Below are 13,504 nucleotides of genomic sequence, written 5' to 3' on the forward strand. Positions count from 1 at the left end.
CACCAAGCTCGATGAACTGCTGCCCTGGAGCTATGCTCGGCAGGCCGAAACCGCCGTGGCCTGAAAACACCGCTTACGCTCCGTTGGCTTCCGGGCCGGCGCGCTGCCGCCGTCCGTGGATTGGTGCGGGTATTGGCAGCGCGGCCGGGCATAAAGGAGGAAGCGCGCGCCATGACGACGCGCTTCCTCTTGCGCTACCATGGAGTTGCCAAACCGTCCATGGAGCAACCTGTGAAGATCGAAGCCGTATCCTTAGCTAGCTTTGCGATTGCAACGCAGTTGATTCAGCATCTGCGGGAGTCTGGCGTGCTGTCTGATGACAAAGTTGTAGAAATTTTGCAGTCTGCTGAGCGAGCGAATCATACAACGCCGTTCACTTCGGTCAACAGAGACGCGGCTATTCTGATTTCGGAACTCCGCAAGAGCTTCGGCCTGTAATCTGGACAGCTTTCCCGTTCGGGAGATGCAGATAAGCGATCGGCTGCGGCTCCGGCCGCAGCCGAAATGCGCCATATTCGATGTCCAGAAAGTTTGCGGTGGGCGCATTATTTGTATCAGGGTCACTATAAGCAGTAGCATCGGCATTCATGTCGATATTCTCCAGTGTATACGCGTTGAGGCGTGCAGCATGTTCAGGTTAAAACCTGGGTGTGTTTGCTACAGAATACCGCGACCGTGCGACCAACGCCGACAATTTGTTTCAATCCACGCCCTCGCGGGGAGGGCGACCTTCGCCGAAGGTGATGTCGGCGCGCTCCAGGACCTGTTTCAATCCACGCCCTCGCGGGGAGGGCGACTTCATCGGTCGCAACGGTGAGCTGATCGAGCAGGCGTTTCAATCCACGCCCTCGCGGGGAGGGCGACTTGGCGGCGTTCTGGTTGGCAGGCCCCTGGATGCCGTTTCAATCCACGCCCTCGCGGGGAGGGCGACGGCACGGAACGTATCGGTGTTCCTGGGTGCCCTGTTTCAATCCACGCCCTCGCGGGGAGGGCGACGGGCGAGCTGCGCGCCGTCACCCGCGGCGCCCTGTCGCTGTTTCAATCCACGCCCTCGCGGGGAGGGCGACGTGCTTGTTCCTGAGCTAATTGGCGCTTGCAAAAGGTTTCAATCCACGCCCTCGCGGGGAGGGCGACTTGTGGACAAGGGCATGAACGCCCGGCAGACGGCTGGTTTCAATCCACGCCCTCGCGGGGAGGGCGACGCCGCCGCCCTTCTGGCGGACCTGGACAAGGCGCTGTTTCAATCCACGCCCTCGCGGGGAGGGCGACGGCCACCGCGCGGCGGGTCCTCGTGCAAAGGCTTGTTTCAATCCACGCCCTCGCGGGGAGGGCGACCGTGGGCGGTCAGGGCTACGACCCGGACGCCAAGTTTCAATCCACGCCCTCGCGGGGAGGGCGACGCAAGGCGGGCTCAGCGATACGCGGTGCCGGTCGCGGTTTCAATCCACGCCCTCGCGGGGAGGGCGACCGCCAAAGTGTAAGCTATTGTTCTTTCATGGAGAATGGTCATCTTTGCGCGAACCTGTCCTCTTTGGGGAGAACATCGGGTGTGGGCTTTTCCGCATCGTATACAAGCTGTTGGTGGCATTATGTTTTTCAGTCGTGCGAACCTCCCGGGAGTAGTATGAGAGCTTGAGGTTCGCGCGAACGCAAGAGCACTGGTAAGGTGGAGACTCACCAAAGTGCGAGGTTGCCATGGACTGGTACGCCCATACGCTGCCCAATCGGGCGAAAGCGGACTGGGAGCCATTGCGCAAGCATTTGGAACTCGTCGCCCAAACCGCGCACGGCTTCGGTGCCCATCTGATTGCGGACGGCTCGGCGGCCGCCTTCGCACGAACGTTGGGGCTGCTGCACGACGCCGGGAAATATGCTCAGGCTTTTCAGGATTATCTGTCAACGCTGAAGGGCAAGCGGAGACGGGTGGACCATTCCTCAGCCGGGGCCGTCTACGCGCTGGAACGTTACAAGGATCATGCAGGCTGGATGCTCGCCTATGCGGTTGCCGGGCATCACGCCGGGCTGCCGGACGGCGGAGGCGGGGAAACCGGGAGCCTTAGGCACCGGATCATGGCCTCACCCTCCGCCGCCGCGGCGCGAGCCGGATTCATGGCCGAAATAGCGCCTTTGCTGCCGGATCGGTTGCCCCCGGTGACACTGCGCGACGGCTTTCAGGCGTCGTTGTTCGTGCGCATGCTGTTCTCCTGCCTGACGGATGCCGACGCCCTGGCAACCGAAGGCTTTTCCGATCCCGAAACGGCTGCGGAGCGCGGTCACGCACCGGATCTGGACACGCTCGGGGCGGCGCTCGACCTCTATCTTACGGGCAAGATGGAGGCCGCAAAGGCCCAAGGGGACAGTTCGGTCAACCGCATCCGGGAAGAGGTGCTGGAGCACTGCCGCGCCGCCGCCGCAAAGCCGCCGGGAGTGTTTTCCCTGGCCGTGCCGACGGGGGGCGGAAAGACACTGTCGTCTCTGGCCTTCGCGCTGTCCCACGTGCGGCACCATCGGGAGCGCGGCCTGCGGCGGGTGATCTACGTGATCCCCTATCTCAGCATCATCGAGCAGACCGCGCAGGAGTTCCGCGACCGTGTCTTTGGTGGTTTGCCCGGTGCGGTGGTGGAGCATCATTGCGCCTACCGCCCACCCCAGGACGAGAATGGCAAGGATGCGGAGGAGGGCAACGGCTCCGACCGGCACAAGTTGGCGGCGGAAAACTGGGACGCTCCAGTCATCGTCACCACCGCCGTGCAGTTCTTCGAGTCGTTTTTCGCCGGACGGCCTTCCCGCTGCCGCAAGCTGCACAATGTCGCGGGCTCGGTGATCGTGCTGGATGAAGCCCAGCTGCTGCCGGTGCCGCACTTGCGCCCTTGCCTGGCCGTGCTGCGCGAACTGGTGGAGTGCTACGGCTGCACGGTGCTGCTGTGCACGGCCACGCAGCCGGCGCTTGGGAAAGACCAGCCTCTGGACTTCGGGCTTCCGGACATCACACCGATCGTGCAGAAACCGGAACGTCTGCACAAAGCCATGAGGCGTGTCCGCGTGGAACATGTCGGTCCCCTCGACGACGCGGCGCTGGTCGGCCATCTCTCCGAGGCACCGCAGGCGCTGTGTGTGGTGGACACCCGGCCGCACGCCGCCGACCTGTTCCGGCTGCTGAAGCAGAGCGGAGTGGAGGGCGTGCGCCATCTGTCCGCCGCCATGTGCGCCGAACACCGCTCCGCCGTGCTGGACGCCATCCGTGAGGACCTGAAGCACAAGAGGCCGTGCCGGGTGGTGTCCACCCAACTGGTGGAGGCCGGGGTGGATGTCAGCTTCCCGCTGGTGATGCGCGCCATGGCCGGGCTGGACTCGGTGGCCCAGAGCGCGGGGCGCTGCAACCGGAACGGCGAGTTGGGGGAGGGCGCACGGGGCGCCGTGCTGGTGTTCGACACCGATCGTGCGCTGAAATTGGCCGACCTGAACCGCCGCCGCGACAAGGCGCGCGAGGTGCTGTACGACCGCGACTGGGACGAGGCGCTGGACCCGGCGGTGCTGGAATCCTACTTCCGCGCGCTCTACGCGGCGGGAGGGAAGGGGCGGAACAGCGACGGCAGCGACCCCTTCGATGTCTGCGGGGCCTGGGCGGCATTCGGCAGGGCAGGGCGGATCGAGGCCCTGCCGTTTCGCGAAGTGTCGGAGCGCTTCCGTGTGATCGACGATGATCAGTTGGCGGTGATTACGCCCTACACGGAAGCGGCCTGCGGATGGGCCGCGGCCCTGCGCATGGCGGAACGCCCGGCGGCGCTTGCCCGCAAACTGCAACGGCACACTGTGTCATTGCCGCGGTCAAGGGCGCTGCGCCTGTTGGCCGCCGGAACGGTGCAGGCGGTCGGGCCGGACAAGCAGTTCCTCGTGCTCGCGGATAAAGGGGCGTATGACGACGAACTCGGGCTAACGGCGCGCGATCCGCGCGACCGTTCCGAAGATGAGAACATTCTTTGACCCTTTGCGCAGCCGTTGCTACGCCTGTGCAACGATGTCCCAGCCACCTTTGGTCTAAACTGTCTGTGGGGTTCGGGATAGTCATCGAACATTACATTCGCAAGAACCCCAATATTGCCGCCTCCAGAGGTGGCAAGTGGATTGAAACTTGCGCTTGAACAGGTTCGGAGAACTGCTAAACGCTTCTCGCCATAGGCAGAGGCACACAGGAGCTTGCCATCAAGATCAATCACACAGGATGTGACCGTCCGGAGTCCATAAAAATCATAAACATCGACAGTATCGTGATTCAGAATGTGCAGATATTTGAAAATAATAAGTCCATGGCTATTTTAAAAAGAGCTGCATCGATGTTGAAACGAATGATTGTGTCAAGGTAGGAAGTGGGGCCGGTTGAGCGTCAGCAAAAGTCCAATAACGGTGTTCGTATCAACGTGCCCGACCTCGACCTAACCTGCAATATTCCGTGCTCTCTTCTCGACCTGCGACATTTTCCCTCATGGGTTGACCGGTCACGGATTTCATGCCAGCCTCACTTGTCCCTCGCTGCGCCGGGATGAATGAAGCTATGTCTCAAGGCATTCGAATTCACGTTTGGGGAGAGCGCGCCCTGTTCTCCAGACCGGAGATGAAGGCGGAGCGCGTCTCGTACGACGTGATCACCCCATCCGCCGCACGCGGGGTGCTGGAGGCGATCCACTGGAAGCCGGCGATCCGCTGGGTCATCGATCGCATCCATGTGCTGAAGCCCATCCGCTTCGACACCGTCCGGCGCAATGAGGTGGGTTCCAAGGCGTCCTACACCACCGCACGGCAGGGCATGGCGGGTGGCGGCGCCCCGGCCCTGTACGCCGACGAGGAACGCCAGCAACGGGCCAGCGTCCTGCTGCGCGACGTCGGCTATGTCATCGACGCGCATTTCGAAATGACCTCCAAGGCCGGACCGCAGGACAATCCCGGAAAGCATCTGGAGATGGCGCGTCGCCGGATCGCGCGCGGCCAGTGCGTCTGGCAACCCTGCCTCGGCTGCCGCGAGTTCCCCGCATGGTTCGCGCCGTTCGAGGGCGTGCCCGAGATCGCGGAGGAACTGCGCGGCACGCGCGACCTGGGCTGGATGCTGCACGACATCGACTTTGCCGACGGTATGACGCCGCACTTCTTCCGCGCCACCATGATGGACGGGGTGATCGAGGTGCCGCCGCTCCACCGCGCCGGGGGCGGGCGATGATCGTCACCGAACTCTTCCGCTATTACGAGCGCCTGCGCGATGCGGACGACCTGCCGCCCTACGGCTTTTCCAGCGAGAAGGTCACGGGCTGCGTCGTGCTGCACCCCGACGGGGGCGTCTTCATCGTCGAAGACATGCGCCAGGACGTTGCCGCTGGCAAGAAGACGGTGAAGCGGCCCCGGCTGGTGGATGTGCCGCAGCCGCCGCGACGGACAGTGGCGATCCTGCCGGGCTTTCTATGCGATTCCGCCGCCTATCTGTTCGGGATGGGGGAGGGGGGCAAGCGGGCGCGCGCGCTGGATCAGTTCGCCGCTTCCCGCGCGCGGCATGAGGCGGTGCTGGAGGGCATGAACCACCCCGCCGCCCGCGCCGTGCTCGACTTCTTCCGGACCTGGGAACCGGGGCGGGTGCCGTCGGTGTCGGACCCTGAGATCCTGTCGGGCTGGCTGGTTTTCCGCCTCCGCCATGACGAGGATTTCATCCACGACCTGGCGGAGATCCGGGACGCCTGGGAACGGACCCTGCTGGCGGAGGAGGGGGACGCGGTCACCGGCCAGTGCCTTGCCACGGGGGAGGAGGGGCAGCCCATCGCCCGCATCCACCCCGCGGTAAAGGGCGTGCCGGGCGCGCAGACCGCCGGGGCGGCGCTGGTCTCCTTCAACGACGACGCCTACACCTCTTACGGCAAGACGCAGAACTTCAACGCGCCGATGTCCACGCGGGTGGCGCACGGCTACACGGCGGCGCTGAACTATCTGCTGGGCCGGCGGGGCACGCGCCACATCGTCATCGGCGAGGTTTCCGTCCTGTTCTGGACCGACCGGACCACCCGGTTTGAGGAGGACGTCGGCCTCGTCTTCGGCCGGCCGGAGGAGCGGGCTGAAGACGAAGATCTTGTCCGCGAAATCCGGGCGGCGCTCGACCGGCTGGCGAAGGGACGCGACGGTCTGTTCCCCGACGAGGTGGGCGCACGCTTCTTCGTGCTCGGCCTGTCGGGCAACGCCGCGCGGCTGGCGGTGCGCTTCTGGGTGGCCGATGGGCTGGGCGTCATGGCCGACCGGCTGGCCCAGCATTTCCACGACCTGGACCTGATCACCCAGTGGGACAACCAGCCGCACCGCCCCACCATCTGGGCGCTCGCCAACGAGACCAAGGCCAAGTACCGGCGCGACGGCGATCACGCCCGCCCCGATCCCAACGACAAAGGGCTGGCCAAGCTGCAAGGCGACCTGCTGCGCGCGGTGCTGGGCGGCGGTCCGTACCCGGCCAGCCTGCTGGCCGTCCTGCTCGACCGCATCCGCGCCGACCACACGATCAACCACCCGCGCATGGCGCTGCTGAAGGCGGTGCTGGTGCGCCGCCGGCGCCTTGCCGGCCTTGGGCAAGAGGGGGATAGCCTCGTGAGCCTCGATCCGACCCGCACCGATCCCGGCTACCGTCTGGGCCGCCTGTTTGCGGTGCTGGAACGCATCCAGCAGGCCGCCGCCGATGGGCGCGACCTGAACGCCACCATCCGCGACAAGCACATCGGCGCCGCGTCCTCCACGCCGCGCGCCGCCTTCCCCTTCCTGCTGGAGCTGGCGCAGAAGCATTTGAAGAAGGTGCGTGGGAGCAAGCCCGGCCTTGCCCGCGTGCTGGACGTGGCCCTGCAGGACGTCCAGGAGCCGCTGACCGGCTTTCCGCCGACACTGGACCTGGAGCAGCGCGGTCTCTTCTTCCTCGGCTATTACCACGAACGCGCCGACCGCAAGACCGGCAAAACCGCCGTTCCCGCCACCAATAGCGACCCCACCGGCATCGACGCCGCCGAGCCGGTCGATACCTTTTCCGTCCCGGAGTGAGCCGCCATGGGCATCCACGAATCCCGCATCGAGTTCGTCTATCTGTTCGACGTGCGCAACGGCAACCCGAATGGCGATCCGGACGCCGGCAACATGCCGCGCCTGGACCCGGAGACCGGGCAGGGGCTGGTCACCGACGTGTGCCTGAAACGCAAGGTCCGCAATTTCATCGAACTGACCCGCGGCGGCGAGCCGGGTTACGAGATCTACGTCCGCGAGAAGGCGGTGCTGAACCAGCAGCACAGCCGCGCCTATGAGGCCACGGGGATCAAGTCCGAGAGCAAGAAGCTGCCCAAGGGGGACGGCGCCGCGGCGGTGACGACGTGGATGTGCCGGAACTTTTTCGACATCCGCACCTTCGGCGCGGTGATGACGACGGACATCAACTGCGGGCAGGTGCGCGGCCCCGTTCAGTTGACCTTCGCGGAGAGCATCGACGCCATCGTTCCGACCGAGGTCGCCGTCACCCGCATGGCCGTGACGACGGACGCCGAAGCGGAGAAGCAGCATGGCGACAACCGCACCATGGGGCGCAAGTACATCGTGCCCTACGGATTGTACGCGGCACGCGGCTTCATCTCTCCGCATCTGGCAAAGCAGACCGGCTTTTCCGACGCCGACCTGGAGGCGTTTTTCCAAGCCCTGCTGCTGATGTTCGACCACGACCGCTCCGCCGCGCGCGGCGAGATGGCGGCGCGGAAGCTGATCGTGTTCCGCCACCGCTCCCCCTTGGGCGAAGCCCCTGCGCACACGCTGCTGGAGCGGGTGAAGGTGCATCGGAAGGAGGGGGTGAGCGCTCCGCGCCGATTCGACGACTACACCGTCACCATCACCCGGGACGGTCTTCCCGACGGTGTGGAGATCGAGGAGCGGCTGTAGCGGATGGCGGTGCTGCACCCGGTGCCGGACCCGGCGCCGGATGGCGACTCCGCTCTGGCGCCGCTGTCAGCCTTGCAGCATCTGGCCTTCTGCCCGCGTCAGTGTGCGCTGATCCACCTGGAGGGTGCCTGGGCGGAGAACCTGCTGACCGCCGAGGGCCGCGTGCTGCACGAACGGGTGGACGAGGCTCCCGGTGAGACCCGGCGCGGGGTGCGCATAGCCCGTGGCGTGGCGTTGCGCAGTCTGCGGCTGGAGCTGATCGGCAAAGCGGACGTGGTGGAGTTTCGCGCCCGCCGGTCTGGTCCGCCGCAGCCTTACCCGGTGGAGTACAAGCGCGGCAAGCCCAAGCCCCACGACGCCGACCGCGTGCAGCTCTGCGCCCAGGCGCTGTGCCTGGAGGAGATGCTGGGCGTTCCGGTGCCGCGTGGCGCCCTGTTCTACGGTGAACCGCGCCGCCGCCAGGAGGTTGCCTTCGACGACGCACTGCGTGCCCGCACGGAGGAAACAGCGCATGCGCTCCACGCCCTGCTGGCCGGCGGGGTGACGCCGCCGCCGGAACCGGGGCCGAAGTGCCGCTCCTGCTCCCTGGAACCAATCTGCCTGCCAAAGGCGTCCGCCAAGCGCTCCGCCGCCGGATGGCTCGCCCGCGCCCTTCGGGAAGATGAACCATGAAACGCCTTCTCAACACGCTCTACGTCACCACGCCTGGCAGCTACCTGTCCAAGGAAGGCGAAGCCATCGAGGTGCGGCGCGAGGATGGCGCGCGCACGCTTGTGCCGTTGCTGGCGCTGGAAGGGGTGGTGGCGTTCGGCGCCGTGGGGGCCAGCCCCTACATTCTCGGCCACTGCGCCGAGCAGGGCGTGTCGGTGGGATTCCTGACCGGGAATGGCCGCTTCCTCGCCCGTGTCGAGGGGCCGGTGTCCGGCAATGTTCTTCTGCGCCGCGCCCAGTACCGGGCCGCCGACGATCCGAAGCGCGCCGCCACGGTCACACGCAACCTGCTGGCCGGCAAGCTCGCCAACCAGCGCACCGTTGTGCGCCGTCACCGCCGCGACCACGACGATCCCGGCGGAGCGCTGGGGGTTGCGGAAGACGCGCTGAGCCGCGCCCTGACGCAGCTCGACCGCCCCGGTGGCGATCCGGTGGCGGAGGTGGACCGCCTGCGTGGGGTTGAGGGCGATGCGGCCGCCTTCTACTTCGCGGCGTTTGGCGCCATGATCCGGCGCGACGGCGAGGACTGGCGCATTCGGGGGCGCAGCCGCCGACCGCCGCTGGACCGGGTGAATTGCCTGCTGTCCTTCGTCTACACGCTGCTGACGCACGATGTGCGCGGCGCGCTGGAGACGGTGGGGCTGGATCCTCAGGTGGGCTTTCTCCACGCCGACCGGCCCGGGCGCCCGTCGCTGGCGCTCGATCTGGTAGAGGAATTCCGAGCCCCTTTCGCGGACCGGCTGGTGCTGACGCTGATCAACCGGCAAGAGCTGGGGCCGGACGACTTCGAAATTGGCGAGACCGGGGCGGTAACCCTGACCGGCGACGCCCGCAAGGTGGTCCTGGTCGCCTATCAGAAGCGCAAGAAGGAAGAGCTTACCCATCCGTTCTTGAACGAGAAGCTGTCGTTCGGGCTGATGTGGCACGCCCAAGCCCGGCTTCTGGCGCGGCACCTGCGGGGCGACCTGGACGCTTACCCGCCGTTCCTATGGAAGTGAGCGTCGGCTATGCTGGTGCTGGTTTGCTATGACGTGTCCACCGAAACCCAGGCTGGCCGGCGGCGGCTGCGCCGGGTGGCGAAGGTCTGCCAGGACCACGGCGTGCGCGTGCAGTTCTCGGTGTTCGAATGCACGGTGGACCCGGCGCAATGGACGGCGCTTCGTGCCCGGCTGCTGGACCTTATCGACCCGAAGACGGACAGTCTGCGCTTTTACCTGCTGGGCTCGTCGGCTCGGAACAAGGTGGAGCATGTCGGCAGCCGCCTGCCGACCGACCTGGACGAACCGCTCATACTGTAATTCCGCGAGTGCATCAACGGCTCTCGCGCGAACCCTAAGCGGCCACGGAAGCTCGAGAGGGTTCGCGCGAACGGCTTTCCCTTGAGTGCGCTGGATTTTTGTGGAGTTGGGCTACAGGCCCTAAGTAATAAGCTCGGGTCCGCTCCAACGTTCGCGCAACTGCGCCTATTTCCGCTGACCTGCCAGCCGGTTATGCTGGAGGAGTCGCCCTCCGTGCGGGGGCGTGGATTGAAACTCCTCCGACAGGCGGGTGATGATGAAGGTGGCTCCCGTCGCCCTCCGTGCGGGGGCGTGGATTGAAACTTTCCCTACGGATGCCAGCGCAGCCGGGCCTTCGGGTCGCCCTCCGTGCGGGGGCGTGGATTGAAACCTGATTGGCGGCCCGGTTGGGGCGCTGATCGGCGTCGCCCTCCGTGCGGGGGCGTGGATTGAAACCTCCCGACGAAGGCATGCCCGTCATAGGGCTCGTGTCGCCCTCCGTGCGGGGGCGTGGATTGAAACAAGCGATTCCACCTGAACATGTGGGTGGATCAGGTCGTCGCCCTCCGTGCGGGGGCGTGGATTGAAACGTCCGCATCGGCGTCGCCATGCTGGGCGCCACCACGTCGCCCTCCGTGCGGGGGCGTGGATTGAAACCCAAGCTGTCCGAAGGGGTCGCGGCCTTCTTGGAGTCGCCCTCCGTGCGGGGGCGTGGATTGAAACTCCATGCCGCACGTGAGGTGCCCTCAACAGAGGGTCGCCCTCCGTGCGGGGGCGTGGATTGAAACGCCGTTCGAGGGCGTGCCCGAGATCGCGGAGGAGGTCGCCCTCCGTGCGGGGGCGTGGATTGAAACCGCGCCTTCGGTGGCATCGGCGATGCGGGCGATCGTCGCCCTCCGTGCGGGGGCGTGGATTGAAACCCGGTGATGGCGCGGACGGTGTTGACCGACCCCGAGTCGCCCTCCGTGTGGGGGCGTGGATTGAAACGTCGTCCCGGCATCATCGACCAGGACAAAGGACGTCGCCCTCCGTGCGGGGGCGTGGATTGAAACCGCCACGCCCAGACGGAGCAGCGTCGATGTGGCGTCGCCCTCCGTGCGGGGGCGTGGATTGAAACTTGCCGCCCTCCGTGACCTGATCCAACAGGGCCGCGTCGCCCTCCGTGCGGGGGCGTGGATTGAAACTCCTTCAGCCGCGCCCGCCTCTCAGGGGTCAGGCCGTCGCCCTCCGTGCGGGGGCGTGGATTGAAACATCACCACGCGGGACGCGGCGGAGAAGCTGGGCCGTCGCCCTCCGTGCGGGGGCGTGGATTGAAACGCGAGGACGCGGGCGGAACAGGTGCGTGCCGCGAGTCGCCCTCCGTGCGGGGGCGTGGATTGAAACACCCTGACGTCCGACAGCAAGAGCCGGGGGTCCGCGTCGCCCTCCGTGCGGGGGCGTGGATTGAAACAGCGAATACGTCGTGCGCCGGCTCACGATTGCGCCGGTCGCCCTCCGTGCGGGGGCGTGGATTGAAACGCCACCTTGAGCAGCACGCTCATGCCGGCCCGATAGTCGCCCTCCGTGCGGGGGCGTGGATTGAAACGGCATCCAGTACCTCGGCACGGGGACCGGAGCGGGTCGCCCTCCGTGCGGGGGCGTGGATTGAAACCGGCTTCCGCCGCGATGGCACCGACCGTCGTGCAGGTCGCCCTCCGTGCGGGGGCGTGGATTGAAACACCGCTGACGGTCTGTCCGGCGTGCCGGTCACCAAGTCGCCCTCCGTGCGGGGGCGTGGATTGAAACCCGCCTCCAACCGCAACCCGACCGGTGTGCTCAAGTCGCCCTCCGTGCGGGGGCGTGGATTGAAACTCGGTGGGGCAATTGGCGCTGAGAGTTTTCGTGCCGTCGCCCTCCGTGCGGGGGCGTGGATTGAAACCTGCGCCTGGCCAAGGCGATGCCGGCGCCGGCGGGTCGCCCTCCGTGCGGGGGCGTGGATTGAAACATGTAGCCGGACAGGTCTTTCCCGGCCAACGTCGTCGCCCTCCGTGCGGGGGCGTGGATTGAAACGGCCCTGATGAGGAAGAGACCGCGGGGCATTGTCACGCGAACGGACTTTGGTGCGCAAACCGGCACCACGGTAAAGTCCCCCGCTGGGCAGCGGTAATCAGTTGACCTTGCGGGAGACCGGTATGCCCAAGCTGGTCATGATGTCCATGACCTTGCAGCCGGCGGCCGCTTCGACCTTCTACGCGGGCAGAATCCGAGCGCGCAGGCTGCGTCCGATCGGAACCTTGTACCTGAGCATCGCCACCCACATCGGAATTCCACCCCTGTTCCCATAAAATAATTGCGGTTATATACCGAACGTATATAGCGCCCGTTGACAGACGCCGGTGTGCGCTGTATCCAATCAAACATAGCGAATGGGTATGGCCCGATCGGTCCCCTGTGACGGAGCCCGCGATGAGACTGCGTGCGTTGGTTGTGCTGGCGATGAGCATCCTTCCGGGTGCGCTGCGCGCGGAACCTTTGGAATCGAACCTGCTCGTGCTGACCAGCTACCCCGACGAGCTGGTCGCGCGGTTCGAAGCGGCGTTCGAGCGGGCGAATCCCGGCACCGACGTGCAGATCCTCTGGAAGACCGGGCGGGAGGCGATGCCGATCCTGCGCGGGGCCGGCCAGGGCGGCGTGGATGTCTATTGGACCCCGGCGTTGCGCAATTTCCCGGTTCTGCGCGACGAGGGGCGGCTGCGCCCGCTGGAGATCGGCCTGCTGAAGATTGATCGGCAGGCCCTGCCGGGCCGCATCGGGGCGCAGATCCTGTCCGATCCGTCGGGCCGGTTCGAGGCGTTCGAGGTCGCCGGCTACGGGCTGGTCGTCAACCCGGCCTATCTGGCGGAAAAAGGGCTGCCGACGCCGCGGAGCTGGGCCGACCTCGCCGATCCCGCCCTGGCCGGCCATGTCGCCTTCCCGGTGCCCTCGCGGGTGGGTTTCGCCCCGGTGCTGGTGGACATCATCCTCCAGGCGGAGGGCTGGGAGGCGGGTTGGAGGCTGCTGCAGCGCATCGCCGCCGGCGCGGAGCTGATGGACCGCGGGCCGGGGGTGGGCGACAGCGTGGCCTCGGGACGGCGCGGCGCCGGTCCGACCATCGACTTCCAGGCGCTGAACGCCAAGTCCGACGGCAAGCCGGTGGAGATCCTCTATCCGGAGCGCACCGCCTGGCTGCCCGCCCACATCGGGGTGACCGCCGCGGCCCCCCACCCGAAGGCCGCCGCCGCCTTCGTCGGTTTCGCCCTGTCGGAGGAGGGGCAGCGGATTCTGTTCCACCCGGACATCCGCCGCCATCCGGTCCGCCCCGCGGTCTACCGGGACGCCCCGGCGGGGACCGGCAACCCCTTCGCCGCGGCGGGCGGCTTCGCCTATGAGACGGAGCGGGGCAGCCGCCGCGAACCGGCGGTCGCCGCCCTGTTCGACGCGCTGATCACCCGCCGGCAGGAGGAATTGCGCGGCCTGCTGGGCGTGCTGGACGAGGAGGGCGGGGTGGCGGCGCGCAAGGGCGATGCGGCGCTGGGCGTGCGGGGGGGGGCGGCCGCGGCGCGCGC

Annotated in this window: 9 protein-coding genes, 1 pseudogene and 2 CRISPR repeat arrays; of the genes and pseudogenes, 9 read left to right on the forward strand and 1 reads right to left on the reverse strand. The window is 66.7% G+C overall.

The annotated features are described in order from the left end of the window. Positions 1–171 precede the first annotated feature (171 nt). The 8 genes from QSG27_RS23105 (at position 172) to cas2 (ending at position 9,941) form a co-directional block, all read left to right on the forward strand. Positions 172–438 (forward strand): hypothetical protein, encoded by a 267-nt coding sequence (locus QSG27_RS23105; RefSeq protein ID WP_306710286.1) that lies wholly within the window; start codon positions 172–174, stop codon positions 436–438. A gap of 259 nt (positions 439–697) precedes the next feature. Then, positions 698–1,468: a CRISPR direct-repeat array (repeat unit 32 nt; unit sequence GTTTCAATCCACGCCCTCGCGGGGAGGGCGAC). A 227-nt stretch (positions 1,469–1,695) separates the two neighbouring features. After that, a complete protein-coding gene (locus tag QSG27_RS23110) occupies positions 1,696–3,984 on the forward strand; it encodes a CRISPR-associated endonuclease Cas3'' (RefSeq protein ID WP_306710288.1) in 2,289 nt (762 codons plus the stop codon). Between the two features lie 568 nt (positions 3,985–4,552). Next, positions 4,553–5,212, forward strand: coding sequence for a type I-C CRISPR-associated protein Cas5c (cas5c, locus tag QSG27_RS23115; protein WP_306710290.1), 660 nt, complete (start codon positions 4,553–4,555; stop codon positions 5,210–5,212). Further along, positions 5,209–7,053, forward strand: coding sequence for a type I-C CRISPR-associated protein Cas8c/Csd1 (cas8c, locus tag QSG27_RS23120; protein WP_306710292.1), 1,845 nt, complete (start codon positions 5,209–5,211; stop codon positions 7,051–7,053). The genes cas5c and cas8c overlap by 4 nt, the downstream gene beginning before the upstream one ends. Before the next feature lie 6 nt (positions 7,054–7,059). Next, positions 7,060–7,932, forward strand: coding sequence for a type I-C CRISPR-associated protein Cas7/Csd2 (gene cas7c / locus QSG27_RS23125; protein WP_306710294.1), 873 nt, complete (start codon positions 7,060–7,062; stop codon positions 7,930–7,932). A gap of 3 nt (positions 7,933–7,935) precedes the next feature. Further along, on the forward strand, positions 7,936–8,604 hold the full coding sequence (gene cas4, locus QSG27_RS23130; protein WP_306710296.1) for a CRISPR-associated protein Cas4: 669 nt from the start codon (positions 7,936–7,938) through the stop codon (positions 8,602–8,604). Then, on the forward strand, positions 8,601–9,641 hold the full coding sequence (gene cas1c, locus QSG27_RS23135) for a type I-C CRISPR-associated endonuclease Cas1c (RefSeq protein ID WP_306710298.1): 1,041 nt from the start codon (positions 8,601–8,603) through the stop codon (positions 9,639–9,641). The genes cas4 and cas1c overlap by 4 nt, the downstream gene beginning before the upstream one ends. A 9-nt stretch (positions 9,642–9,650) precedes the next feature. Beyond that, entirely contained in the window at positions 9,651–9,941 is a 291-nt protein-coding gene (gene cas2 / locus QSG27_RS23140) for a CRISPR-associated endonuclease Cas2 (protein WP_306710299.1), read from the forward strand. Between the two features lie 203 nt (positions 9,942–10,144). Continuing rightward, positions 10,145–11,969: a CRISPR direct-repeat array (repeat unit 32 nt; unit sequence GTCGCCCTCCGTGCGGGGGCGTGGATTGAAAC). A gap of 97 nt (positions 11,970–12,066) precedes the next feature. Here the strand turns inward: cas2 and QSG27_RS23145 are convergent. Continuing rightward, positions 12,067–12,213: pseudogene (locus QSG27_RS23145) on the reverse strand (IS5/IS1182 family transposase); the annotation flags it as partial. Between the two features lie 152 nt (positions 12,214–12,365). Here QSG27_RS23145 and QSG27_RS23150 point away from each other — a divergent pair. Further along, positions 12,366–13,504, forward strand: a 1,139-nt coding sequence (locus QSG27_RS23150) for an ABC transporter substrate-binding protein (RefSeq protein ID WP_306710301.1), incomplete at its 3' end; no start/stop codon positions are given.

Origin of the sequence: Azospirillum isscasi (genome assembly GCF_030849505.1) — a bacterium.
GTDB lineage: Bacteria > Pseudomonadota > Alphaproteobacteria > Azospirillales > Azospirillaceae > Azospirillum > Azospirillum isscasi.